This is a genomic window from Novosphingobium aquae (assembly GCF_037572715.1).
In the GTDB taxonomy this organism is placed as follows: domain Bacteria; phylum Pseudomonadota; class Alphaproteobacteria; order Sphingomonadales; family Sphingomonadaceae; genus Novosphingobium; species Novosphingobium aquae.
In genome coordinates, this window is record NZ_JBBHJY010000004.1 from 222296 (window position 1) to 247430 (window position 25135).

25 protein-coding genes are annotated in these 25135 nt (G+C 64.3%); 20 read left to right on the top strand and 5 right to left on the bottom strand.

The features are described 5' to 3' along the window. Nucleotides 1–96 precede the first annotated feature (96 nt). Nucleotides 97–1791 carry an AMP-binding protein gene (locus tag WG900_RS10250; protein WP_339966845.1) on the top strand — a complete coding sequence of 565 codons (1695 nt, stop codon included), beginning with the start codon at nt 97–99 and terminating at the stop codon, nt 1789–1791. A 162-nt stretch (nt 1792–1953) separates the two neighbouring features. Here WG900_RS10250 and WG900_RS10255 read toward each other — a convergent pair whose 3' ends face one another. After that, on the bottom strand, nt 1954–2313 hold the full coding sequence (locus tag WG900_RS10255) for a bactofilin family protein (protein ID WP_339966847.1): 360 nt from the start codon (nt 2311–2313) through the stop codon (nt 1954–1956). A 4-nt stretch (nt 2314–2317) separates the two neighbouring features. Then, nucleotides 2318–3361, bottom strand: a complete 1044-nt coding sequence (locus WG900_RS10260) for a M23 family metallopeptidase (RefSeq protein WP_339966849.1) — start codon at nt 3359–3361, stop codon at nt 2318–2320. A gap of 335 nt (nt 3362–3696) precedes the next feature. Here WG900_RS10260 and WG900_RS10265 point away from each other — a divergent pair, with 335 nt between their 5' ends. From WG900_RS10265 to WG900_RS10320, 12 genes are all read left to right on the top strand, one after another. Further along, nucleotides 3697–4977: a glutamate-5-semialdehyde dehydrogenase gene (locus WG900_RS10265; protein WP_339966851.1), complete on the top strand. Its 1281-nt coding sequence runs from the start codon at nt 3697–3699 to the stop codon at nt 4975–4977. Then, nucleotides 4941–5615 (top strand): nicotinate-nucleotide adenylyltransferase, encoded by a 675-nt coding sequence (locus WG900_RS10270; protein WP_339966853.1) that lies wholly within the window; start codon nt 4941–4943, stop codon nt 5613–5615. Before WG900_RS10265 ends, WG900_RS10270 begins: the two co-directional genes overlap by 37 nt. Before the next feature lie 43 nt (nt 5616–5658). After that, on the top strand, nt 5659–6054 hold the full coding sequence (rsfS, locus tag WG900_RS10275) for a ribosome silencing factor (protein WP_310535239.1): 396 nt from the start codon (nt 5659–5661) through the stop codon (nt 6052–6054). Then, nucleotides 6051–6476 (top strand): 23S rRNA (pseudouridine(1915)-N(3))-methyltransferase RlmH, encoded by a 426-nt coding sequence (locus WG900_RS10280; protein WP_339966856.1) that lies wholly within the window; start codon nt 6051–6053, stop codon nt 6474–6476. Before rsfS ends, WG900_RS10280 begins: the two co-directional genes overlap by 4 nt. Nucleotides 6477–6487: 11 nt before the next feature. Then, nucleotides 6488–7705, top strand: a complete 1218-nt coding sequence (locus tag WG900_RS10285; protein ID WP_339966857.1) for a murein hydrolase activator EnvC family protein — start codon at nt 6488–6490, stop codon at nt 7703–7705. A gap of 105 nt (nt 7706–7810) precedes the next feature. Further along, nucleotides 7811–9151: a S41 family peptidase gene (locus tag WG900_RS10290; RefSeq protein ID WP_339966858.1), complete on the top strand. Its 1341-nt coding sequence runs from the start codon at nt 7811–7813 to the stop codon at nt 9149–9151. An 18-nt stretch (nt 9152–9169) separates the two neighbouring features. Next, entirely contained in the window at nt 9170–9628 is a 459-nt protein-coding gene (locus WG900_RS10295) for a disulfide bond formation protein B (protein WP_339966860.1), read from the top strand. Nucleotides 9629–9648: 20 nt separating this feature from the next. Beyond that, complete coding sequence (locus tag WG900_RS10300) at nt 9649–10143, top strand: demethoxyubiquinone hydroxylase family protein (RefSeq protein ID WP_339966985.1); 495 nt, start codon at nt 9649–9651, stop codon at nt 10141–10143. A 112-nt stretch (nt 10144–10255) separates the two neighbouring features. Continuing rightward, nucleotides 10256–10825, top strand: a complete 570-nt coding sequence (locus WG900_RS10305) for a hypothetical protein (RefSeq protein ID WP_339966862.1) — start codon at nt 10256–10258, stop codon at nt 10823–10825. 66 nt (nt 10826–10891) lie between these two features. Next, nucleotides 10892–12037, top strand: a complete 1146-nt coding sequence (gene wecB / locus WG900_RS10310; RefSeq protein WP_339966863.1) for a non-hydrolyzing UDP-N-acetylglucosamine 2-epimerase — start codon at nt 10892–10894, stop codon at nt 12035–12037. Then, the gene (gene wecC / locus WG900_RS10315; RefSeq protein ID WP_339966865.1) at nt 12015–13316 is read left to right on the top strand and encodes a UDP-N-acetyl-D-mannosamine dehydrogenase; all 1302 of its coding nucleotides are present in this window, start codon (nt 12015–12017) and stop codon (nt 13314–13316) included. Before wecB ends, wecC begins: the two co-directional genes overlap by 23 nt. A 157-nt stretch (nt 13317–13473) precedes the next feature. Continuing rightward, nucleotides 13474–14481 carry a glycine zipper 2TM domain-containing protein gene (locus tag WG900_RS10320; RefSeq protein WP_339966866.1) on the top strand — a complete coding sequence of 336 codons (1008 nt, stop codon included), beginning with the start codon at nt 13474–13476 and terminating at the stop codon, nt 14479–14481. A gap of 206 nt (nt 14482–14687) precedes the next feature. Here WG900_RS10320 and WG900_RS10325 read toward each other — a convergent pair whose 3' ends face one another. Genes WG900_RS10325 through WG900_RS10335 form a run of 3 tightly spaced genes read right to left on the bottom strand, consistent with a single transcriptional unit; the run spans nt 14688 to nt 18251 of the window. Further along, nucleotides 14688–15686, bottom strand: coding sequence for a GDP-mannose 4,6-dehydratase (locus WG900_RS10325; protein ID WP_339966868.1), 999 nt, complete (start codon nt 15684–15686; stop codon nt 14688–14690). 24 nt (nt 15687–15710) lie between these two features. Further along, complete coding sequence (locus tag WG900_RS10330) at nt 15711–16982, bottom strand: nucleotide sugar dehydrogenase (protein WP_339966869.1); 1272 nt, start codon at nt 16980–16982, stop codon at nt 15711–15713. A gap of 18 nt (nt 16983–17000) precedes the next feature. Then, nucleotides 17001–18251 (bottom strand): sugar transferase, encoded by a 1251-nt coding sequence (locus WG900_RS10335; RefSeq protein WP_339966871.1) that lies wholly within the window; start codon nt 18249–18251, stop codon nt 17001–17003. Between the two features lie 248 nt (nt 18252–18499). Between WG900_RS10335 and rfbC the strand changes: the two genes are divergently transcribed. The 7 genes from rfbC to WG900_RS10370 are packed head-to-tail and all read left to right on the top strand — an operon-like array spanning nt 18500 to nt 25134. Then, nucleotides 18500–19063, top strand: coding sequence for a dTDP-4-dehydrorhamnose 3,5-epimerase (gene rfbC, locus WG900_RS10340; RefSeq protein ID WP_339966873.1), 564 nt, complete (start codon nt 18500–18502; stop codon nt 19061–19063). 2 nt (nt 19064–19065) lie between these two features. Then, nucleotides 19066–20148: a dTDP-glucose 4,6-dehydratase gene (gene rfbB / locus WG900_RS10345; RefSeq protein WP_339966875.1), complete on the top strand. Its 1083-nt coding sequence runs from the start codon at nt 19066–19068 to the stop codon at nt 20146–20148. Then, the gene (rfbD, locus tag WG900_RS10350; protein WP_339966877.1) at nt 20141–21034 is read left to right on the top strand and encodes a dTDP-4-dehydrorhamnose reductase; all 894 of its coding nucleotides are present in this window, start codon (nt 20141–20143) and stop codon (nt 21032–21034) included. The genes rfbB and rfbD overlap by 8 nt, the downstream gene beginning before the upstream one ends. A gap of 2 nt (nt 21035–21036) precedes the next feature. Further along, complete coding sequence (gene rfbA / locus WG900_RS10355; RefSeq protein ID WP_339966878.1) at nt 21037–21912, top strand: glucose-1-phosphate thymidylyltransferase RfbA; 876 nt, start codon at nt 21037–21039, stop codon at nt 21910–21912. Nucleotides 21913–21924: 12 nt separating this feature from the next. Then, nucleotides 21925–23121 (top strand): glycosyltransferase, encoded by a 1197-nt coding sequence (locus WG900_RS10360; protein ID WP_339966879.1) that lies wholly within the window; start codon nt 21925–21927, stop codon nt 23119–23121. Then, nucleotides 23118–24239, top strand: a complete 1122-nt coding sequence (locus tag WG900_RS10365) for a glycosyltransferase family 4 protein (RefSeq protein WP_339966881.1) — start codon at nt 23118–23120, stop codon at nt 24237–24239. The genes WG900_RS10360 and WG900_RS10365 overlap by 4 nt, the downstream gene beginning before the upstream one ends. Continuing rightward, nucleotides 24232–25134: an SDR family oxidoreductase gene (locus tag WG900_RS10370; protein WP_339966882.1), complete on the top strand. Its 903-nt coding sequence runs from the start codon at nt 24232–24234 to the stop codon at nt 25132–25134. The genes WG900_RS10365 and WG900_RS10370 overlap by 8 nt, the downstream gene beginning before the upstream one ends. Nucleotide 25135: the final 1 nt, after the last annotated feature.

Sequence of the window (25135 nt, forward strand, 5' to 3'; positions counted from 1 at the left end):
AAGCCCTGTGCAAGCGGGCTGCAACACCGCCAGATCGGCCCGTTGCGGCGCAATCCGCCCTTGCCCTGAAGCCCTGCTTGGGGCAATCTAGCTGACATGAATGTCAGCAAGCCCGAAACGCCCTGGCTCGAAGCCTATGGTCATCCCAGTGACTGGCACGCGGACTATGCGCCGCTGAGCCTGCCTGACCTGCTTGCAGATGCTACTGCGAAGCACCCGCAGGCCCCGCTCGTCGACTTTATGGGCCGCAGATACAGCTATGCTGAACTGCTGGCCGAGGCGAAGCACTTCGCGGCTGGCTTGCAGGCCTGGGGCATCAAGCGCGGCGACCGGGTCGGGCTCTACCTGCCCAACGTGCCGACCTACATTCCCGCCTATTACGGCGCGCTTATGGCCGGGGCGACGCTGGTCAATTTCTCGCCGCTTTATACCGCGCACGAACTGGAAGCGCAGGTGGCCGATTCGGGCACGCGGCTGCTGGTCACCGTCAGCCTCGCCAAGCTGCTGCCCACCGCGCTGACCGTGCTGCGTGGATCGGCGCTTGAGCAGCTGGTGGTCGCCGATTTCCCAAGCCTGCTGCCGCCGCTGAAAAGCATCGCCTTCCGCTTGCTTGGCCGCAAGGAGCTCACGCCCATTCCGCAGCAGGCCGACATTACCCGCTGGGAGGCATTCCTCGGCAAGGGCGATCCCGCGCCAGTAGTGATCGACCCGCTGAAGGACCTCGCCCTGCTGCAATATACCGGCGGCACCACCGGGACGCCGAAGGGAGCAATGCTCACCCACCAGAACCTGTCGGCCAATGCCCGCCAGATCGCCGCGATCGATCCGCAGGCGGGCAAGCGCGATGTGATCCTTGGCGCGCTGCCGCTGTTCCATGTGTTTGCCAATTCGGGCGTGCTCAACCGCACCGTGGTCAATGGCGGCTGCATTGCCATGCTGCCGCGTTTTGAGACGGGTCAGGTGCTTAAGGCCATCCGCCGCGTGCAGCCGACCTCGTTCCCCGGAGTGCCGACGATGTTCCAGGCGCTGCTCGACGATCCCGGGATAGACAAGGCGGACCTCTCGTCGCTGCGCGTCTGCATCGTCGGCGGCGCGCCGCTGCCCTTGCCGGTCAAGGAGCGGTGGAAGGCGAAGACCGGTGTCAGCCTTGTCGAAGGCTACGGCCTGACCGAAAGCTCGGGCGTGGCCACGGCCAATCCCTATGAAGGCGATGACCGCGCCGGTACGATCGGCCAACCATTGCCCGGGACCTATGTCCGCCTGCTCGACCGCGAGGACCCCACGCGTGACGCGGAAGCGGGTGAGCCGGGCGAACTCGCCATTGCCGGCCCGCAGATCATGCAGGGGTACTGGCAGCGTCCCGAGGCGGACGAATCGGCCTTTGCCCTGATCGATGGTACCCGCTGGCTGCGCACCGGCGACGTCGCCGTGCTCGAAGGCCAAGGCTACGTCCGCATTGTTGACCGCATCAAGGACATGATCGCGGTGGGCGGGTTCAAGGTATTCCCCAGTCAGGTCGAACACGTTCTGCTAGAGCATCCGGCGGTGAAGGAAGCGCTGGTAATCGGCATGCCCGACGACCGGCTGGGAGAAAAGCCGCGCGCCTTTGTGACTCTGCAGGAAGGCGAGGACACGCCCGGCGCGGTGCTGTGCGAATGGCTCAACTTGCGGGTCGGCAAGCATGAGCGCGTCGATGATGTGGTCGTGCGCGAATCGATGCCAAAGACGATGATCGGCAAGCTGGATCGCAAGACGCTGAAGGAACAGGCGCTGGCGGGGTTTGTCGATTGAGCGCCCTGCGTATCAATGACTAAACCGTCACCCCGGCGCAGGCCGGGGCCCAGCGTAATAGTGAACGTCGCCCGCAAAGCGACAGCCTTATGTGTCCGGACCGGGTCCCGGCCTGCGCCGGGATGACGATGGTGTGAAATAGGAGCGTTGCCGCCCCCCAATTCAACCCGCGTCAGTGCCGCCGGCAATCGCCAGCTTGGGCTCGGGATCGCGGTGAGCGAACTTGCCCTCTACCGTCGCGCCCTGCTCAATGGTCAGCGCGTCATAGAACACGTCGCCTTCGATATGCGCGGACTTGAGGATGACCAGCTGACCGGCGGTGATCGAACCACGCACACGGCCCGCAAGCCGCGCGGTTTCCGCCGTCACGCCGCCAACAATCTCGCTGGTTTCGCCCTGGACGAGGCTGGTGCAGGAGATGTCGCCATCGACGCGGCCGTCGATGTGCAGATCAGCCTTGGCCGAGATATTGCCCTTGATGGCCACATCCGAGCCAAGCACCGAAAAGGTTGATCCGGCCATTTGCCTAGTTCCTTGTGCCGATGGCGCTGACAGCTTGCTTTTGAACACGGTTCGATCCTTCGAGGAACGGGCGCGGATTGACCGCAGAATCGTTGATTCGCACTTCGAAGTGCAGGTGGGGTCCGGTCGAACGGCCAGTATTGCCGATTGCGCCGATCACTTCGCCCGCTAGCACGTCCTTGCCCAAAGTGGTGCGAAATGCGCTCATATGTGCATAGCGGGTGACCATGCCGTTGCCGTGGTCAACCTCAACGCAATTGCCATAGCCCTGGCGCTGGCCAACGAAGCTGACCTTGCCTTTCGCGGCGGCATGGATCGGTGCGCCGATCGGGCCCTTGAAATCAAGGCCGGCGTGGAACGCGGCGGAGCCGTTGAACGGGTCCGAGCGATAGCCGAACCCTGAAGAGATCCCGGCGAGGTCGGCCGGCATCACCTGCGGCATCGAAGTCAGGCCGCGCTGCAGCGCCGAAAGGCGGGCAAGGCTGACGGCGAGGCGCTGGAAGCGCTGGTCGAGCGCCGAATCGGTCGACGAGGTAAAGGCGATGAAGGGACCGCCCATCGCGCTCTTGTCGTCCACCGAGGACAGCAGATAGGCGGGATCGAGCCCGACCTTGCGCATCGCCAGTTCGGCTTCCTTGGCGCGGCGGTCAGCCAGCCGGGTAAGGCCTTCGACGAAAGCGAGTTGGCGGGCTTCGAGACGGGCAAGTGCGGCCGCTTCGGGGAACACCGCTGAAACCTTGTCGATGGTCTTGGCGGCTTCGCTCGACGAATCGGACACGGTTTCGCCGGCCATGACGTCCTGTGGCAGCGATCCGACCATCTTTTCGATGGCGTCCTGGCGGCGGCGCAGTTCGGCGGACACACCGGTAATGTCGTCCTTGTAGGCGGAAACGCGGGTTTCGGCGCTGGTCACCTTGGCCTCACGCGCGAGCAGCGAGAGTCGATCGCGGCTGGCGAGGTGGGAATTGACGGTCATCACGGCCATCGTGCCCAGCCAGACGGCAAGGAACAGCGCAACCGCCGACGCGGCCCATACCTGGACCCGCATGGAAATCTTGATGAAACGGACCTGCCCCTGCGACCGCATGAAAAATTCGCGATCCGGGAACCAGTTCCGCAGGCGCCGTGTTAATGCACCATCAGTTGTGTTCGGCAAAATTGACCCGCCCTACTTGCGCCCGTCTTCGGGCTGGCGCGCGGCTAGCAGGGTGGTTGGGGCGTGGCGAATCGACTCGAGCGGACTCGGGCCGAGTCGAGAGAGTCATGCGGTGAACGGTTCGGTGAAACATCTGTTTACCAGATTCGGCAAGATTTGCCCCTCACCGGACGACCATCGCCAGATCGGCTGACAAACCGCCGGCCAAGTGATAGGCGAGCGGCATCATGCCAAGCTCACCCGACATTACTCCCGCAGAAACTCCCGAATCGCTCGTCGCGCGTCTGGCGCAGGCGGGCCGCGCGGCGCAGCGCATTCTGGCGCGGTTGACCGACGCCGAAAAGGCAGCGGGCCTTCGCGCCGCCGCTGAAGCCATGCGGGCCAGCGATGCGGTGATCCTCGCCGCCAATGCGCTCGACGTGGCCGCGGGCGAAGCGCGCGGGCTGTCCGGGGCAATGCTTGATCGGTTGCGGCTGGATGTCGGCCGGCTCGCAGGCATCTGCGATGCGCTCGATCAGGTCGCGGCGCTGCCCGATCCGGTAGGTGAGGAAATCTCGCGCAGTCAGCGGCCAAACGGGCTGGTGCTCAGCCGCGTGCGCGTGCCGATCGGCCTCATCGGTATCATTTACGAAAGCCGCCCCAACGTCACCGCCGATGCGGCGGCGCTGTGCCTGCGTTCGGGCAACGCCGTGCTGCTGCGCGGCGGCAGCGAGGCGGTCCATTCCAACCGTGCGCTTCATGCCGCGCTGGTTGAGGGCCTGAAAAAGACCGGCATTCCCGCCGATGCCGTGCAGCTGATGCCCAGTCAGGACCGCGCCTTGGTTGGTGCGATGCTCACCGCAGCCGGCCTGATCGACATGATCATCCCGCGCGGCGGCAAGAGCCTGGTCGAACGCGTTCAGGCCGATGCCCGGGTGCCGGTGCTCGCGCACCTTGATGGCATCTGCCACACCTATATCCACGCTGCCGCCGATCCGGACATGGCGCGCGCGATTGCGCTCAATGCCAAGATGCGGCGCACCGGCATTTGCGGCGCGATGGAAACGCTGCTGCTCGACGCGCAGTTCCCCGCCTCGCCTTCAGTGGTTGCCGGCCTGCTCGATGCCGGCTGCGAACTGCGCGGCGATGCCCGCGCCCGCGCGCTCGATCCGCGCATTGTTCCGGCCAGCGCCAATGACTGGGACTGCGAATACCTCGATGCCGTGCTGTCGGTCGCTGTGGTCGATGGCCTTGACGAGGCGCTGGCGCACATCGCCGCGCACTCTTCCAGCCATACCGAGGCCATTGTCACCGGCGATGACGCTGCGGCGGAGCGATTCCTCAACGAGGTCGATTCGGCGATCGTCATGGTCAATGCCAGCACGCAATTTGCCGATGGCGGCGAATTCGGGCTGGGGGCGGAGATCGGCATTGCCACCGGGCGGCTCCACGCCCGCGGGCCGGTCGCGCTCGAAGGGCTGACAACTTACAAATGGCAAGTGCGCGGCACCGGCCAGGTGCGCCCCTGAACCGGCGCGGCCCCCTCACCGGGCTGCTCGGCGGCAGTTTCAATCCCGCGCATGGCGGACACCGCCGGATCAGCCGTTTCGTGATCGATGCGCTGACGCTGGACGAGGTCTGGTGGCTGGTTTCTCCCGGTAATCCGCTCAAGCCGAAGGCCGGTATGGCGCCTTTGTCTGCACGGTTGGCATCGGCACAGCGGCGGGCGCGCGGGAGCCGAATCCGGGCCAGCGCGATGGAGCGCGAATTCGGCACGCGCTATACCGTCGAAACGCTCGCGGCGATCCTGCGGCGCTGGCCGAAACGGCGCTTCATCTGGCTGATGGGCAGCGATAATCTCGCCCAGTTTCACCAGTGGAAGGACTGGCGGCGCATCGCGCGAATGGTGCCGATTGCCGTTATCGCTCGTCCGGGCTATGAGGGGGATGCTATGGCGAGCCCCGCCATGGCCTGGCTCGGCCGTTACCGGCGGTCTGCTGCCAGCCTTTCACACGGTTGCGACTGGAGCGCGCCCGCGCTGGTGCTCTTGCGTTTCGATCCCGATCCGCGTTCGGCTACCGCCATTCGCCGCGCCGACCCATCCTGGGCCAGCCGCATACCTACCCCCTCGCTTCGCGACGGTGTCACTCACAGGCGGGTGACGTGATCGTGTTGCCTAAGTTACGGAAACAGGAGCCGATTTTTTCTTCATGAACCAGGCAAGTACAGAACCGGCCAACCCCGGCGCGATACCTCTTCCGCCCTCGGAACCAGGTTCGCTTCACGCCCTGGTGCTCCAGTCGCTTGACGACGACCAGGCGCAGGAAATCGTCTCCATCCCGCTCGAAGGCAAGACCGCGATCGCTGACCACATGGTCATCGCAAGTGGCCGTTCGACTCGCCAGGTCGCCGCCATGGCGCAGAAACTGGCCGAGCGAATCAAGCACGGCGGCTTCGGCCACGTCCGCATCGAAGGCCTGCCCGCGGCAGACTGGGTGCTGGTCGACGCCGGCGACATCGTGATTCACCTGTTCCGCCCGGAAGTGCGCACCTTCTACAACCTCGAACGCATGTGGGGATTCGACGGCCCTTCGGGCGCTGCGTGAAGGTACACATCGTGGCGCGCGGCAAGATTGGCCGCTCGCCCGAGGCTGAGTTAGTTGAGCGTTATCTGAAACGTGTGACGTGGCCGCACAAGGTCACGGAACTTCCGGACACAGGCGGCACGATTCCGCCACCTTCCGCCACGCCGTCGCGCGATGTCCTGCTCGATGAGCGGGGCAGACAGCTGTCGTCCGAGGAGTTCGCTGAGCTCCTTGGCCGCTGGCGCGATGAAGGCGTGCGCGAGGTGCGCTTCCTGATCGGCGCGGCGGATGGCCACGGCGATGCACTGCGCTCCGAGGCGCACCTGCTCATAGCCTTTGGCGCCATGACCTGGCCGCACATGATGGCCCGCGCCATGCTCGCCGAGCAATTGTGGCGCGCGAGCAGCATTTTGGCTGGCCATCCCTATCATCGTTCGGGATAAGGCCGGCCACCATGCGCCGTTTCCCGATCCTTGCCGGCCTGCTTGCCCTTGGCGCGATTGCCGCCGCGGCGACCGCGCAGCAGCAGGAACTGGCGACCTATGACAACGCCGGCGATGCCCGCGCCGCGCTTGCCGAAGCCCGCCGCGAAGGGGCTGCCGCCCGCCAGCGCGCCGAAGTGCTTGAAGCCGAAGCCGCCAAGGCCGGGCAGCAGGCCGATCGCACCGCGCGTGAAGCCGCCGCCGCCGCCGCGCGCATCCAGGAGGCTCAGGCCGCCATCGCCGCACGAGAGGCTGACATCCGCCTGATCGACCAGCAGCGCGAGGAACTCCGCGCGCGGCTCGCCCAGCGCCAGCTTCCCGTGGTGCGGCTAACAGGCGCGCTGCAACGATTGTCGCGCCGCCCTCTTACGCTGTCGTTGCTGCGCCCGGGATCGCTGCAGGACACGGTGCATATGCGCGCCATGCTCGATACCATGCTTCCTGAAGTGCAGCGCCGCACTGCCGCGCTGCGCGGGGAGATCGACAAGGGCAAGGCCCTGCGTGATCAGGCGCTTGCCGCCGTCCAGACGCTCAAGACCGAACAGGCAGAACTCGGCAAGCGGCGGCAGGCGCTCGCCGCGCTCGAAACCCGCCAAAGGCTCGACCTGCGCCAGAGCAGCGGCACCGCCGACCGCGAGGCCGAACGCGCGCTCGCCCTTGCCGAGGCTGCCCGCGACCTTGATGGCCTGACCGAACAACTGAGTGAGGCGGGCGAACTGCGCGAGGAACTGGCCAAGCTCGCCGGCCCGGTGATCCGCCCGGCCAATCCGCAAGCCGCGCAAGTCGCGGTGATCGACCCATCACCTTCCGCCAGCGCTGCCGCCGCGCCAGCCTTCCAGATGCCGGTGCAGGGCCGCCTGATCGCCGGATTCGGCGCTTCGGCGCCCGGCGTCGCAAGATCGCAGGGCATAGCTCTTGTCGCCCGCGCCGGTGCCCAAGCCGTCGCCCCCGCGCCGGGCCGCGTCGCCTTTGCCGGACCCTATCGCGGCTATGGCTCGATCATTATCATCGATCACGGCAACGGCTGGACCTCGCTCGTCACCGGGCTTGCCCAGGTCGATACCGTGGTTGGCCGCAATGTCGTCGCCGGGTCGCCGCTCGGCCTTGCCGGTCCGGGCCGTCCGGTGGTCAGTCTGGAACTGCGGCGCGATGGCAAGCCGGTCAATCCGCTGGATTTCGCCCGCCTGTGAACGCGTTTTGTCGATCCGTTCTTGCAACTCACCGCATTCGCGCCATCTGGCGTTAAGCAGCCGCGGGTTATAGACTGGCGGCAAACCTGTTCCGAAAGGCCGACGATGGCGACCAAGCTTTCCACTTTCCTGCGCACTTCGCTGCTGCTGGGAGCCGTTTCGATCCTGCCTGCGACCACGGCAGGCCTCGCGGCGGTTGACGGGCGTTCGGGGCCGGAATTCGGCAAACTCTATACGATCTACCAGCTGGTGAAGGCCAACTACGTCGACAAGACCGACGACGACAAGCTGATCAAGGGTGCCATCGACGGCATGCTCGAAAGCCTCGATCCGCATTCGGAATACCTCGAAGGCTCCAGCCTGACCCGGCTCGATACGATGATCGACGGGTCCTATTCGGGCCTTGGCCTGTCGGTGCAGTCCGAACAGGAAACGGTAAAGGTGATCTCGCCGATGCGCGGCAGTCCGGCGGCGGCGGTCGGCGTCAAGGCGGGCGACTACATCACGCACCTCGACGGCAAGCTGATCTATGGCCTGCCGCTGGATGATGCCGTCGCACAGATGCGCGGCGAGGCCGGTTCCAAGATCCGCCTGACCATCGTGCGCCAGGGCCGTGATGAACCCTTTGACATCACCGTGACGCGCGGCGTGATCACCCTCGAACCGGTGACTCACAAGCTGACCGATGGCATCGGCGTCGTCACGGTCAATGAATTCAGCCGCGATGTCGGCCGCTACGTCAACGACTCGATCGAGGCGATGCGCAAGGAAAGCGGCGGGCGGATGCAGGGCATCGTGCTCGACCTGCGCCAGAACCCGGGCGGCTCGCTTGATGAAGCGGTGGCCCTGTCGGACCTCTTCCTGACCAAGGGCGATATCGTTTCGCAGCGCGGGCGCATTGCTTCGGAAAACCAGTATTACCGCGCAGAATCGATGTTCCGCGGCGATGTTGCCGCCGGCCTGCCGGTTGTCGTACTGATTGACGCGGGCTCGGCCTCGGCCTCCGAAATCGTTGCCGGCGCGCTGCAGGATCAGAAGCGCGCGCTGATCATGGGTGACCGGTCGTTTGGCAAGGGCTCGGTCCAGTCGATGATCCGGCTAGACCGGACGCACGCGGTGAAGCTCACCACGGCGCGCTACTTCACGCCATCGGGCAAGTCGGTGCAGGAAGGCGGCATCGAACCCGATATCCGCGTGCCGCAGTTGTCCGATCCGGATGCCGCCAAGCGCGCCAAGCTGCAGATCCGCGAAAGCGACCTGCGCGGCCACCTGATCAACGAGATATCGATGGACGACAAGAAGCTGGAAACCGACAAGGCAGAGGATCCGCGCTTCAAGGATACTCCCGAAGGGCTGAAGGCCAAGGGCATCACCGACTTCCAGCTGCACTATGCCATCGCCACGCTCAAGCGGACGGGCGGCAGCCAGCTTGCCAAGGGCAAGTAAGCGGGGCATCTGGCGCGCATGACGAACCTTGATAAAGCGCGCTGGATTTCTCTGCTGGTGCCCGCCGGATTGCTCGGCGGGGCCTATGTGTCGCAGTACGGTTTCGGCCTGTTTCCGTGCGAAATGTGCTGGTGGCAGCGCTATCCGCATTTCGCGGCGATCGGCCTCGCGCTGATCAGCTTCGGCTTCAGGGGTGCGCGCTGGCCGGTGGCTTTGGCCGCGCTGGCAGTGTTTGCCTCGGGTCTGATCGGCGCGTTCCATGCCGGCGTCGAATATGGCTGGTGGGAAGGGTTCACCCGCTGCACGTCGATGGTTCAAACGGGCGGCGATCCGCTCGCCGCCGTGCTCGCTGCGCCGATTACCCGCTGCGACGAGATCCAGTGGTCGCTGCTGGGCATTTCGCTCGCGGGCTTCAATTTCCTGATTTCCACCGCCGGCGCTCTCGCCGCGCTGGTCCTGCTGGGCCGCCGCAAGTGAGCCGCTCGCGCTCCGACCGGATGCTGCGCGTCGACCAAGCCGGCGAATATGGCGCGACGCGGATCTATGCCGGACAGATGGCGGTGATGGGCAATCGCGGACCGCAGGCCTCTGAAATCGCCGCGATGGCCGCGCAGGAGGCCGGGCACCGGGCAAAGCTCGACGCGATGATTGCCGCGCGCGGCATTCGGCCCACGGCGTTGCAGCCAATCTGGTCGGTCGCTGGCTATGCGCTCGGCGCGGCCACTGCTCTGCTCGGCCCGGAAGCGGCAATGGCCTGCACGGCGGCGATCGAGACCGAGATTGACCGGCATTACACGCAGCAGCTGGACGAACTGGCTGACGGTTCCGATCCAGAACTGGCCGCCGTGGTTGAGGAATTCCGCGATGATGAACGCGAGCACCTCCACACCGCGCTTGCCTCGGGGGCTGAACGCGCCCCAGCCTATCCGCTGCTCTCGGGCGCGATCCGGCTGGGCTGCCGCGTGGCGATCCGGCTTTCGGAACGCATCTGATTCCTTGCCCGGCTTTTGATATTGGACAAGGCGGAGCGGAACCTGCTGCTTCATCTACCGTTAAAGCCCGATAGGCCCTATATCGCTGACCGACGTCCCAAGGAGTGAACCCATGCGCCTGACCATAGCCCTCTCGCTCGCCGTTCTGGCCGGGGCCACTCCGGCGCTTGCTCAGGACGCCGCCAATGACAAGGTCAACGCCGTGATCGTCTATGGCCAGGACGAATGCCCGCGCCCGACCAGCGATGACGAGATCACTGTCTGCGCCCGCAAGCCCGAGGCCGAGCGGTTCCGCATTCCCAAGGGCCTGCGCGAAACCCCCAGCGCTACCAGCGAATCGTGGAACAGCCGCGTCATGGCCTATGAGCGCGTCGGTAAGACCGGCACCATGTCGTGCACGCCCAGCGGTGCAGGCGGCTGGACCGGTTGCTCGCAGAAGCTGATCGAACAGGCCTATGCCGAAAAGCAGGGCGAGGACATGAGCTTTGCCCGGATCATCGAGGAAGAGCGCGGCAAGCGCCTCGCCACGATCGACACCGATGCCAGCGCCACCCAGGCGCGGGTCGAGGCGGTCGAGAAGGAAATCGACGCCAAGAAGCGCGCCGAGCAGGAGGCCGAAGAGGCTGCGATGCAGCCGCTGACCCCGCCCAGCGTCAATCCTGCTCCCACTCCGCCGAAGTAGAACTGAGGCTACTGCAAAAGCTGCCGGTGATTTAACCTTAACTCTCTTTGGGTTAGGGACACCGGTATGAGCGCGCCACACCCCGCAAAGATCCTTGTCGTCTTCGGCACCCGTCCCGAAGCGATCAAGCTGTTCCCCGTCGTCGCCGCGCTGAAGGCGGACCCGCGGTTTGATTGCAAGGTCTGCGTGTCTGCGCAGCATCGCGGGATGCTCGATCAAGTGCTCGAAATCGCCGGCATCGTGCCGGACCACGACCTTGACGTGATGAAGCCCGATCAGAGCCTCGACGCGCTGACGGCCACGCTTCTCACCGGCCTTGGCCGCGTAATGGATGTCGAAAAGCCCAACCGGGTGATTGTTCAGGGCGATACAGCGACGGCGATGGCCGGGGCGCTGGCGGCCTATTACCGCAAGATTCCGGTCGATCATGTCGAGGCCGGACTGCGCTCGGGCAATATCTACCACCCTTGGCCCGAGGAAGTGAACCGCAAGATCATCGGCGCGATGGCCTCGCTCCATTTCGCGCCGACCGATGTTTCACGTGAAGCATTGCTGCGCGAGAACGTGGCGCCGGACCGTGTGCATGTAACCGGCAACACGGTGATCGATGCGCTGCATTGGGTGACCAAGCGCAACGCCGCCGATCCCTCGCTCGTCTCGGGGCTGGCTGATGTCGAGGCTCTCTTCGCTGGCAAGCGAATCATCGGTGTCACCAGCCACCGGCGCGAGAATTTCGGCGACGGCATGGAGAACATCGCCCGCGCCATCCGCGAAATCGCCGCGCGGCCTGATGTGGCGATTGTCTTCCCGGTCCACCTCAACCCCAATGTCCGCGCGGTGATGAATTCGGCGCTGGCCGGACTCGACAATGTCGCGCTGCTCGAACCGCTCGACTACCCGCATTTCGCGCGGCTGATCTCGCTGGCCGAGATCATGCTCACCGATTCGGGCGGCGTGCAGGAAGAGGCCCCCGCGCTCGGCAAGCCGGTGCTGGTCATGCGCGAAACGACCGAACGGCCTGAGGGCGTTGCGGCGGGCACGGCAAAGCTCGTCGGCACCGATACCACTCGTATCGTTACCGAAATCTTCACCCTCCTCGACGATAAGGCGGCTTACGAAAGTATGGCGCGGGCGCATAATCCCTTTGGGGATGGCACCTCGGCGCGCCAAATCGTGGAGTTGATCGCGCGTGAATTCTCAAGCCAAACCTGACGTCGCCGTCATCGGCCTCGGCTATATCGGCCTGCCTACCGCTGCCATCGTTGCCCGCGCCGGATGCCGGGTGAACGGGGTCGACGTGTCGCAAAAGGTCGTCGACACCATCAACCGCGGTGAAATCCACATCGAGGAAGTCGATCTCGACGGCCTCGTCCAGGGTGTCGTCGCGCGCGGGCTGCTGACCGCCTCGACAGAAGTGCAGCCGGCGGACGTATTCATCATTGCCGTGCCCACGCCCTTCGACGAGGACCACGCGCCGGACCTGACCTATGTCCTGAACGCCGGCCGTTCGATCGCGCCGGTGCTCAAGCAGGGCGACGTGGTGATCCTAGAATCGACCTCGCCGGTTGGCACCACCGAACAGCTGCGCGACATGCTCGCAAGCGAACGGCCTGACCTGAAATTTCCCGGCCTGACGAATGAAACGCCTGACGTTTCGGTGTCCTACTGCCCGGAACGCGTGCTGCCCGGCAAGATCCTCGAGGAACTGGCCGGCAATGACCGCTCGATCGGCGGCATCACCCCGCGCTGCGCCCGTAAGGCGCTGGCCTTCTACAAGCTGTTCGTGCGAGGCACCTGCGTGACGACCGACAGCCGCTCGGCGGAAATGACCAAGCTGGTCGAGAACGCCTACCGCGACGTCAACATCGCCTTTGCCAACGAACTGTCGATCATTTCCGACCGGCTCGGCCTCGATGTCTGGGAAGTGATCCGCCTCGCCAACCGGCACCCGCGCGTCAATATTCTCCAGCCCGGCCCGGGTGTTGGCGGCCACTGCATCGCGGTCGATCCGTGGTTCATCGTCCATTCTGCGCCCGAGGAAAGCCCGCTGATCCGAACCGCGCGCGGGGTCAACGATTGCAAGATCCATCACGTGATCGCCCGCGCTGATGAACTGGTCTCGGCCAATCCGGGCGCGAAAGTCGCCTGCCTGGGACTCGCCTTCAAGGCCAATATCGACGATTTCCGCGAAAGCCCGGCGCGGCTGGTGGCGGCAACCCTCGCCCGTCGGTATGGGGAACGCGTGTCGGTGGTCGAGCCTTATGCGGCGGAACTGCCGCGCGAATTCGAAGGCACGGGTGCGCATCTCATCGACATCGACACTGCGCTGGAAGATTGCGACCTGCTGATCGTGCTGGTCGACCACGACGTATTCCGCGTCGTCCCGCTCGCCGAACGCGCCGGCAAGGTCGTTTACGACACGCGCGGCATCTGGCCGGATCAGCCCAAGCTGGGCGAAGCAGCGCCTCACGGGCTAAGATTGGCGAGCTGAAACCGGCCAACGCGTTTGAACGAATATTGTTCCCGGTGCAGTAAGGACGTAATTAAAGAAATAATCAGTGTAGCATTATTACCAGACTGATTCGTAATCTTACAATCACTCCCCATATTGCGTGAGAAGCATCTTTCCCGTTTCCGGAGATCATCTCATGCGTCTGTTCCATCTTGCAGCCTCTGCCGCTGCCATCGCGCTTATCCCGAGCGCCGCTTTTGCCCAGAGCTCGTGTGAGAGCCAGAAGACCGACCAGGTTGTCGGCACTGTTGCCGGCGCCGTCATCGGCGGCGTGCTCGGCAATGTCATTGCCGGCCGGGGCGACAAGACGCTTGGCACGGTCATCGGCGGCGCCGGCGGCGCGGTTGTCGGCAACCAGGTAACCAAGCCCTCGCGCGATTGCCGTCAGGCCTATGGCTATTATGACGAGAACAACCGCTGGCACGCCACCGGGGTTTCGGCGAGCGATGCGCGCGGCTATTATGACCGCGACGGCCGCTGGGTACAGGGCCCGCCGAACGGCGCCTATGCCGACGGCAACCGCTGGATCGCGCGCTCGGGCGACAGTGAAGCCAGCGGCGCCTATACCCGTGATGGTGACTGGGTCCCGGCATCGTCAGTGGGTTACTATGATCGCAACGATCGCTGGGTCGCCGGTGTCTCGACTGGTTATTATGACCAGAGCGGCCGCTGGAATGCCGGTCCGGCAACGGGCCGTTATGACGAACGTGGCCGCTGGATCGAAGGATCACAGGACTCGGGCTATGCCCAGAACGGTTCGTGGGCCTCGCAGACCCAGCCGGGCTATTACGACAGCAACGGCCGCTGGAATGCCGGTGCCACCACGGGCTATTACGACAACCGTGGGCGCTGGATCTCGACCCGCGATAATTCCCAGAGTGGTAATTATCAGCAGCAGGGCAACTGGCAGTCGCAGACAATTGCTGGCCAGCTCGTAGCGCTTGACCGTTACCTGCGCGCCGATCGTGGCAACTGGCAGGGCAATTCACGCAACACCCGCGCCATGGCCTTGCGCGAAGTGACCCGCCTGCGCGCCACCGAACGCAACCTGCGTCATGACCGCCGCGGCATGCTCTCGCAGCGTGACCAGAGGCTGATGCAGCAGCGGATCAACACCCTGCGCCAGCGTTACGGCATCGATTGATTTTGATCCCTGCCAAGGCTGACTGACAATTTCGCCGCTGCTGGGAAATGCCCTGGTGGCGGCGGAGTTGCGTTTGGGGCGTGGTGTTGGGAGCGCTTTGCGAGCGGCCTTCGACAAGCTCGGGCTGAGCGGGCTTTGGTTATTTGCCACTGCACCACCTCTACTCATCCTGAGCCCGTCGAAGGATGCCGCGCGGCCCCAGTCTCTCAAACCCCGTGGTAGCCCTTATACCACTCGATGAACTTGGGAACGCCCACATCGATGCTGGTCGTCGGCTTGTAGCCCAGATCCCCCGAGATCGCGTCGATATCGGCAAAGCTCTGCGGCACGTCACCCGGCTGCATCGGCTGGAAGTCGATGAAGGCCTTCTTGCCCAGCTGTTCCTCAAGGATCTCGATCACCTTCATCAGGTGTTCGGATCTGTGGTTGCCGATGTTGTAGAGCCGGTGCGGCTTGGTGCTGCCGCCGGCCTTCACCGCGCCGTCATCGGGGGCGGGATTGTCAAGGCAGGCCATGACGCCCGCGATGATGTCCTCGATGAAGGTGAAGTCGCGGTACATTTCGCCGTGGTTGAACACCGGGATCGGCTGCCCGGCGAGGATCGCCTTGGTGAAGATCCACATCATCATGTCAGGCCGGCCCCACGGACCATAGACGGTGAAAAAGCGCAGGCCGGTGAGCGGCAGGCGGTAGAGGTGAGCGTAGGTCTCGCTCATCAGCTCGTCGGCCTTTTTGGTTGCGGCGTAGAGGCTGACCGGCTGGTCAACGCGGTCTTCCACGGCAAAGGGCAGCTTGGTGTTGCCGCCGTAAACCGAGCTGGAGCTGGCATAGACCATGTTGTCGAGCTCGCGGTGGCGGGCGACTTCGAGCATGTTGAGATGGCCGGCAAGGTTCGCGTGTAGATAGGCGTGCGGGTGGGTGATCGAATAGCGCACCCCGGCCTGCGCGCCGAGGTGGACCACCCGGTCAAAGGTGTAGGGCTTGAGCGCTTCGACCAGCGGTTCGTAGAGCGCGAAGTCCTGCTTGACGAAGGTGAAGCGGCTGCCGCCCTCTTCGCGCAGCACGGCAAGGCGGGCTTCCTTCAGGCTGACGTCGTAATAGTCATTGACGCAGTCGACCCCGATCACCTCGTCGCCGCGCGCGAGCAGCTTGCGGGTTAGGGAGAAACCGATGAACCCGGCCGCGCCGGTGACGAGAACTTTCATGGGGGTGCCTTTAGGCTTGAGGTGTCACAGCGTCCAGTCGGCCCCGCCGCCGAGCGCGCCCTTGAGGTCGGCGAGGCTGCCGCCATCCGCCACCAGCGAACGCAGCGTGCTGGCGCCTAGCGCGAGGTATTCGCGGTGCGGTACGGCGAGCAGGACGAGGTCGTACGCGCCCGAAGGCTCTCCGCCCTGCAGCGTCAATTCGTATTCGTGGGCGGCTTCGTCGGGATCGGCGTGGGGATCGTGGACGGTCACGTCATGGCCAAGACCCTTGAGCGCGTCGATCAGGTCGGCGACCTTCGAATTGCGCAGGTCAGGCACGTCTTCCTTGAAAGTCAGGCCGAGCACCAGTACCGATCCGGGCTTGCCCCCGCGCAGGCCGTGCAGGCGCTGGGCGACCCAGCCGGCCATGCCATCGTTCACCCCGCGTCCGGCAAGGATCACCTGTGGGTCGAGCCCCAGTACCTCGGCGCGGTGCGACAGGTAATAGGGATCGACGCCGATGCAGTGTCCGCCGACAAGACCGGGGGAGAACGGCAGGAAGTTCCACTTGGTCCGCGCCGCTTCCAGAACGTCCCAGACCGACAGGTCCATGGCGCCGAATATCTGCGCGATTTCGTTCATGAAGGCGATGTTGATGTCACGCTGGGCGTTTTCGATGACCTTGGCGGCTTCGGCGGCCTTGATCGACTTGGCGCGGAACACGCCGCCGCTGGTGATGGCGTTATAGAGGTTCGCCACGCGGTCGAGCACTTCGGGTGTCTGGCCGGAAACGACTTTGGTGATCTTGTCGATCGTATGTTCGCGGTCACCTGGGTTGATGCGTTCGGGGCTATAGCCAAGGAAGAAGTCCTCGCCGCTGACGAGGCCCGAAACTTCCTCGAGGATCGGGGCGCAAAGATCTTCGGTGACGCCGGGATAGACCGTGGATTCATAGACGATCACCGGCGCGCGGCCCTCTGCGACGGCAGGCGCGATCATCTTTGCCACGGTGCGGCTGGCCTTTTCGACGAGGCCAAGGTCGGGGCGGTTCTGGCCGTCGATCGGCGTGGGCACGGTGACGATGTAGAAGTCCGACGGCAGGCAGGCGGCGGGATCTGCGGTCAGCGTCAGGCTGCTCGCCGTCATCCGTTCGCGGTCGATCTCGCCCGTGCGGTCGTGGCCCCTTTTCAGCTCGTCAATGCGGCGCGTGTCGATGTCTAGCCCGGTGGTCTCGAACTGCTTGGCGAGCGCCACGGCGAGCGGCAGGCCGACATAGCCAAGACCAATCACGGTCACGCGCGGGGTGGGGGTGGTCATAGAATTCCTTGTCGTTCGTTACTTGTGGCCGAAGCCGGTGAACACCGTGCGGATCGTCTTCACCACGATCAGGATGTCCAGCCACAGCGAGAAATTGCGGATGTAGTAGAAGTCGTATTGCAGCTTCGTGCGGATATCGTGAATTTCGGCGACATGGCCCTGATTGACCTGTGCCCAGCCGGTGATGCCCGGCCGCACGACGTGGCGATAGCGGTAGAAGGGGATCTCCGCCTCGTACCATTCGGACAATTGCGACGCTTCGGGGCGCGGGCCGATCCAGCTCATCTGGCCGGCGAGGATGTTGAACGCCTGCGGCAGTTCATCGATCCGGGTGCGGCGCAGGAAGCGGCCGAGCTTGGTGATGCGCCGGTCGTTTTCCTTGGTGATGAACTGGTCGATCCCAGCCCGATCCTCTGAGCGTTCTTCCCCTCCGCGCGGGTGCTTGCGGTCTTCGCGCATGGTGCGGAACTTGATCACGCTGAATTCGTGCCCGCGATAGCCCATGCGGCGCTGGATGAAGAACACCGGCCCCGGACTGTCGAGCTTGATCACCACGGCCACCACCGCGAACAATGGCAGCAGCAGGATGATCACCGGCAGGGCAATCAGCCGGTCAATCCATTGCTTGAATTCGAGCAGGCTGGCCAACGGGCCGAGCGCGCCAAAGGTATTCTCCGACAAGTGCTCAAGATCGGCGCGGCCGGTCAGCGATTCATAGAGGTCTTTCGAATGGTAGACCGGAATCCCGGCGAGCGTGTAATCGGCCAGCCGCGCTTCCCAGGCGTCGCTGTGGTCATGGCGGAAATCGGCGGTCACGGCGTCGATCCGGTCAGGCAGCGCGGTGCCGTCAAGGCGCACGACCTCGACCCCGTTCATCGCATCGAACAGGCCGACGCGTCCGCCTTCGACCACCCCGAGCACCAGCTGCGTCTTGCGCTGGGTCATGGCGTAGACAAGGAAGAACCACGCCACCGACAGCACGAAAGCGACGACCAGCAGCGAGCGTGAATATTCGATGCGCAGCAGCAGGATCACGGTCAGCGTCAGGCCGAACGAGGCGAGGAAGCCCGGCAGAATGCCTGAGCTTTCGCGTGTACCCGGCAGGCTGGCGACCGAGGAATGGAGCCAGAAGCCGACGACCAGCGCACAGAGTGCGGCGATGGCGGTATTGTCGGTTTCGGGCCTTTGCCACGAAGCCGGCAGCGACCAGACCTGGACCAGCCAGGGCAGCAAAACGCAGATAAGGCACGCGGTGATCAGTTGAACCATCGGGTGCAGCCAGGTGCTGCGTCTCTGGAACCGCCTGTTAGCGATCGTCATTCGAAGCCTGCTTCCGTCCCGCCCATAGCTCACGGGCCCGTTCGTGGCCCCTATAGGAGCAAAACGCCTAATCTCGCAATTGGTTCGCGCCAGATCGGGCCTTTCGTTGCCCCAACGTTGCAAGGCTGGACCTCGTCCCGGTTTGCCCGTAACGCACCCGCCAACCCTTCAGTAACTAGGCCGAGCCAGCGCCCGCAATGCCCATTCCCCAGCGTATAGTTCCTGTCCGCCACGGCGACGCACGCGGCTGGTTTACCGAAAGTTACAGCCGGCGCCGCCTTGCCGAACTCGGCATCGCGGATGATTTCGTGCAGGACAACCACAGCTTTTCAGCAGCGCGTGGCACCCTGCGCGGGCTGCATTTCCAGACCCCGCCACATGGCCAGGCCAAGCTGGTGCGCTGTCTTGCCGGGGCCATCTGGGACGTGGCGGTGGACCTGCGCGCCGGATCGCCGACCTATGGCAAATGGGTCGGATGTGCCCTGACTGCGGCAGGCGGCGAACAGCTCTATGTCCCCGTCGGTTTCGCGCATGGGTTCTTCACCCTGACCGACAATGTCGAGGTCGCCTACAAGACCTCGGACTATTACGCGCCCGATTGCGATAGCGGCGTGGCCTGGGACGATCCCGACATTGCCCTCGCCTGGCCGCTGGAAGGCCTGGAGCCGATGCTGTCCGACAAGGACAGGAAACTGCCCCGGCTGGCCGACTTTGTCAGCCTCTTCGCCTATGACGGCGTTCCGATGGCGGAGCTCGATTGATCATGCAGCACAAGCGTATCCTCGTCACTGGCGGTGCGGGCTTCATCGGGTCGGCAGTAGTTCGCCAGCTAATCGGTGAGACCGAGGCTGAAGTCCTCAATGTCGACAAGTTGACCTATGCCGGCAATCTGTCGTCGCTGGCCGATGCGCGGCAATCGAACCGGCACCACTTCCTGCAGGCCGACATCTGCGATGCCGCTGCCATGGCGCGCGCCTTTGCTGATTTCCGCCCCGACGCAGTGATGCACCTTGCCGCCGAAAGCCATGTCGACCGCTCGATCGACGGACCGGCGGAATTCATCCAGACCAATGTCGTCGGCACTTTCACCCTGCTCGACGCGGCGACCGCATACTGGCGCGGGCTGGACGATGCGGCACGCGCCGCGTTCCGCTTTCACCACATCTCGACCGACGAAGTGTTCGGCTCGCTCGGCGACGAAGGCATGTTCACCGAGGAAACCGCCTACGATCCCCGCTCGCCCTATTCGGCATCCAAGGCATCGAGCGACCACCTCGTGCGCGCTTGGCACCATACCCACGGCCTACCGGTGGTGGTGACCAATTGTTCGAACAATTACGGTCCGTACCACTTCCCTGAAAAGCTGATCCCGCTGGTGATCCTCAAGGCCATTTCTGGCCAGCCGCTGCCGGTTTACGGCGACGGTTCGAACATCCGCGACTGGCTCCATGTCGAAGACCACGCCCGCGCGCTGCGGCTGGTGGTCGATCAGGGCGTTCCCGGCGAAACCTATTGTGTCGGCGGCAATTCGGAGCGAACCAACCTGCAGGTCGTCCATGCGATCTGCGACGAACTCGATGCGGCGCGCCCCCGCGCGAACGGCGAATCCTACCGCTCGCAGATCACCTATGTGAAGGACCGTCCGGGCCACGATTTCCGCTATGCCATCGACACGGCGAAGATCGGCCGCGAGCTGGGCTGGACCCCGCAGGAAAGCTTCGAAAGCGGTATCGCCGGCACCGTGCGCTGGTATCTGGCCAACGAAGCCTGGTGGTCGGCGATCCATGACGGTTCGTACCGCGGTGAACGGCTCGGCCTGTCGATCGAAGATACGGCAAATGGCTGAACGCTGGCTCGTCACCGGCGGGACAGGGCAGGTCGGCACGGCATTGCAGCATCTCTCGCTGCCGGGTGTCGAAGTGGTCGCGCCGCCGCGTGAGCAACTCGATCTTGCCGCGCTGCCCGATCTTGACCCGCTGCTCGCAGGCGTCACCGCGATCATCAATTGCGGCGCATACACCGCTGTCGACATGGCCGAGAGCGAGCCGCTCATGGCCCGCGCGATCAATACCGCCGCCCCGGCCCGGCTTGCCGCCGCCGCAACGCGTGCCGGCATTCCGATCGTCCACGTATCGACCGACTATGTTTTCCCGGCGGATGGCGAAGGTCCGTGGCGTGAGGACGATGCCATCGGCCCGGTCAGCGTCTATGGCCAGACCAAGGCGGACGGCGAGGACGCCGTGCGCGCATCGGGCGCGCGCCATGCCATTGTCCGCACCGCATGGGTGTTCAGCGCGGATGGCGCGAATTTCATCAAGACCATGCTTCGTCTCGGAGCCGAACGCGATCGCATGCGCGTCGTCGCCGACCAGCGCGGCTGCCCGACCCATGCCGGCGATCTGGCCGAGGCACTGGCGGCGATCACCGCGCGCTTCACCAGCGATCCGGCGCAGCCATCGGGCACATGGCATTGCACCAATATGGGTGAAACAACCTGGCATGGCCTCGCCGAGCACGCTTTCGCCAGTGCCGCTGCCTGCGGTATGAAGGTGCCGGCCACGGTGGAGCCGATCACCACGGCTGACTATCCGACCCCGGCCCGCCGGCCAGTCGATTCGCGGCTCGATTGCAGCCGTCTCGCTGCGGATTTCGGCCTGCAATTGCGCCCGTGGCAGCAGGCGGTGGACGAAGTGGTTCGCCAGCTGGCGGACCAAACGCCGGGAAGGACTTGACGATGAAGGGTATCATTCTCGCCGGCGGATCAGGCACGCGCCTGCACCCGGCGACATTGGCCGTGAACAAGCAGCTGCTGCCGATCTACGACAAGCCGATGATCTTCTTCCCGCTGTCCACGCTGATGCTCGCCGGCATCCGCGAAGTGCTGATCATCTCGTCGCCCGAATATATCGATAACTACAAGCGCCTGTTCGGTTCGGGCGAGCAGTTCGGGCTGGCGATCGACTATGCCGTCCAGCCCAAGCCTGAAGGTCTGGCGCAGGCCTTTCACATCGGTGCGGACTTCGTTGCCGGCGGGCCATCGGCGCTCGTTCTGGGGGACAACATCTTCTACGGTGCCGGCCTGCCCGACATGCTGAAGCGCGCGCGGGAACGTACCGCCGTGGGCGCGGCGACCGTGTTCGGCTATCATGTCGAGGATGCCAAGGCTTACGGCGTGGTCGAACTCGACGGCGATTACCGCGCGCTGTCGATCGAGGAAAAGCCGGCGAACCCCAAATCGCACTGGGCAGTCACTGGCCTCTATTTCTACGACGAACGCGTGGTTGATCTCGCCCGGCAGGTAAAACCCTCGCACCGCGGCGAGCTTGAGATTACCGACCTCAACCGCATGTACATGGAAATGGGCGAACTTCATGTCGAGCGCATGGGCCGCGGCTATGCCTGGCTTGATACCGGCACCCATGACAGTCTGCTCGAAGCCGGCGAATTCGTCCGCACGCTCCAGCACCGGCAGGGCATCCAGCTCGCCTGTCTGGAAGAAATCGCTTGGGAGAATGGCTGGATCGACGATGCCGCCCTGCGCGAACGAGGCATCTATTTCGCCAAGACCGGCTATGGTCAGTACCTGCTGCGCCTGCTCGGCGAAAGTTGAGCCCGACTGCACGTGACTTCGCCGGGCGCCCTCTACATCAGTTATGACGGCATGCTCGAACCGCTCGGGCAGAGCCAGGTGCTCGCCTATGTCGAGCGGCTGACCGACACTGCCCGGGTCCACATCATCAGCTTTGAAAAGCCGGCGGACTGGGCCGATATCGCCCGGCGCGAGGTGCTGCAGTCGCGGATGGCGGCCACTGGCGTTACCTGGCATCCGCTGATCTATCACAAGCGGCCGACCCTGCCGGCAACGCTGTTCGATCTGGCGCAGGCGGTGGTCGTCGGCACCTGGCTCTGCGCGCGGCATGGTCTCGGCATTGTCCATGCGCGGTCCTACGTGGCGGCGCTGGCGGGCTGGATGATCAAGCTGCTCACCGGGGCAAAGCTGCTGTTCGACATGCGCGGCCTGTGGGCGGATGAGCGCACGGACGGCGGCATCTGGCCAGAGGGCGGACGGCTCTACCGTGCGGTCAAGCGGATCGAGAAGACCCTGCTTCTAGGCGCGGACCATATCGTCACGCTGACCCATGCCTCGAAGTCCGTGATCGAGGACTTTCCGTACCTGAAAGGACGCACCCATGCTCCGATCAGCGTGATTCCGACATGCGCCGATCTGGACCGTTTCACCATCGGCGACGGGGCAAAACCACAGCCTTTCACACTTGGCTATCTCGGCTCAATCGGCACCTGGTACCTGTTCGACGAGGTGCTGGCCTGCTTCGTGCTGCTGCGCGCCAAGCGACCCGACGCCCGCTTGCTGGTGATCAACCGCAACGAACAGGACCTTGTGCGGGAACGCGCCGCCGCTTTTGCCATTCCGCCCCAAGCCATCGAGATCATCGCTGCCGACCATGCCCGCGTGCCCGAACAGGTCCGCCGGATGAGCGCGGGGGCGGCGATCATCAAGCCCGTGTTCTCCAAGATCGCCAGCGCGCCGACCAAGCTTGCCGAATACCTGGGTTGCGGAGTGCCATGCCTCGGCAATGTCGGGGTGGGCGACATGGAAATGATGCTTGAGGACGAAGGTGCCGGGGTTGCGCTGCGCGACTTTTCCGATGCCGAGCGCGCCCGCGCGGTGGACCGCCTGCTCGCCATGGCCGACGATCCCGCCACCGCCGCGCACTGCCGCGCAGTCGCGCTGCGCCACTTCTCGGTGGAGACCGGCGCTGAAGATTACCGCAAGATCTGGCTGGGGCTGGCGTCATGACGTCAAACACCACCCGGCGTATGCTCGTCATCTGTCCTTTCCCAGAAGGCTGCGCGGCGCAGCAGCGGTTGAAGTACGAACAGTACTTCGCCGACTGGCGCAGCGCCGGCTGGGAGATCGAGGTTTCCAGCTTCCTCGACCGGAAGGCATGGGAGGTGCTCTACAAGCCCGGCCACCTGCTGGCGAAGGCCTGGGGCACGCTGAAAGGGTATCTCCGCCGCAGCCACGACCTTGGCCGGGTGGGCAGTTATGACCTCGTCTACGTCTGCATGTGGGCCACGCCGTTCTTCGGCCCGTTGTTCGAACGCCTGATCCGGGCGCGCGCCAAGGCGCTGGTCTATGACATCGAGGACAATGTGCTGTCCGGCGCTGAGGGGCAGGCAGATAATCCCAACCCGCTTTCGCGCCTGCTCAAGAGCCAGTCGAAATTCCTCTACCTGATCCGCGAGGCGGACCATGTGATCACCAGCTCGCCGTTCCTCAATGAAACCTGCATGGGCATCAACCGGGCGCGCGCTTGCACCTATATCTCGTCGTCGGTCGATACCGACCGCTTCCAGCCCGCGACGCCCTATTCGAACGACAAGCCGGTGGTGATCGGCTGGACCGGCACCTTTTCCAGCTCGGTCTATCTCGATTTGCTGCGCGGCGTGTTCCAGCGGCTGGCACAGAAGGTGCCGTTCCGCCTGCGGGTGATCGGCAACTTCGATTACGAACTGCCCGGCGTCGATCTTGAAGTGATCCGCTGGTCGGCGGCAGAGGAAGTGGCGCAGCTGCAGGCGCTCGACATTGGCGTCTATCCACTGCCCATCGATGACTGGGTGCTCGGCAAGTCGGGGCTGAAGGCGATCCAGTACATGGCCTTTGCCCTGCCCTGCGTCGCGACCGAGGTTGGCACTACGCCCATGATCATCCAGAATGGACGCAACGGTATTCTGGTAAAAACCGAGCAGGAATGGGAACTTGCACTCGAAAAATTGATTGCTGACCCAGCCCTGCGCCGGCAGCTGGGTGAGGCAGCGCGCAAGGATGCAGTGGCAAAATATTCGCTGGCCGCTATTGCAGGACAATATCGGGCGGTAGTCGAATCCGCGATTGAGCAGGGAAGCAATGGGTAGCAAGATTTTCATGGCAGGCGTCGGCGGTATGCTGGGCGAAGCCTTCCACCACACCTTTTCGCAAAGCCACGAAATTGTCTGCACTGACAAGGACGTCAACGCACCGTGGCTGTCTTTCCTCGATTTCCGCGACCGCGAGGAATATGCGCGGCAGGTGCTGGCGATGAAGCCGGACTACCTGTTCCACATCGGCGCGCATACCAGCCTCGAATATTGCGAGGATGACATCGCCGATGCCTATGCGACCAACACCCTGCCGGTGGAAAACGCCGTGTGGCTGGCCAATCGGCTCGATATTCCGCTGCTCTACATCTCCACCGCCGGCATTTTCGACGGCGCGCAGGAAACCTATGACGATTGGGACCAGCCCAACCCGCTGGGCCACTATGCGCGCTCGAAATACATGGGCGAACGCTTCGTGGTCGAAAACGCGGCGCGCTACCTCGTCTGCCGCGCCGGCTGGATGATGGGTGCCGGGCCGGACAAGGACAAGAAGTTCATCCAGAAGCTTATGGCCCAGCTCAAAGCCGGGGCGAAGGAGCTCAAGGTCGTCGACGACAAGCTCGGCACGCCGACCTACACGCGCGATTTCGCCGCCCAGGTGAAGGTTCTAGTCGAGCAGGAACTCTGGGGTCTTTACAACATGGTCTGCGCCGGGGTGACCAGCCGGCTTGAAGTGGCGCAGTACCTCGTCAAGGCACTCGGCAAGGACAGCGAGATCGCGGTCAGCCCGGTTTCGTCGGACTATTTCGCGCAGGAATACTTCGCACCGCGTCCTCCCAGCGAGCGGCTGCTGACCGCCAAGCTTGACTTGCGCGGGGTGAACGTCATGCGTGACTGGCGCGTCTGTCTGGATGAATATCTGGCCGACAAGTATCAGGGGTATCTCGGGTAGG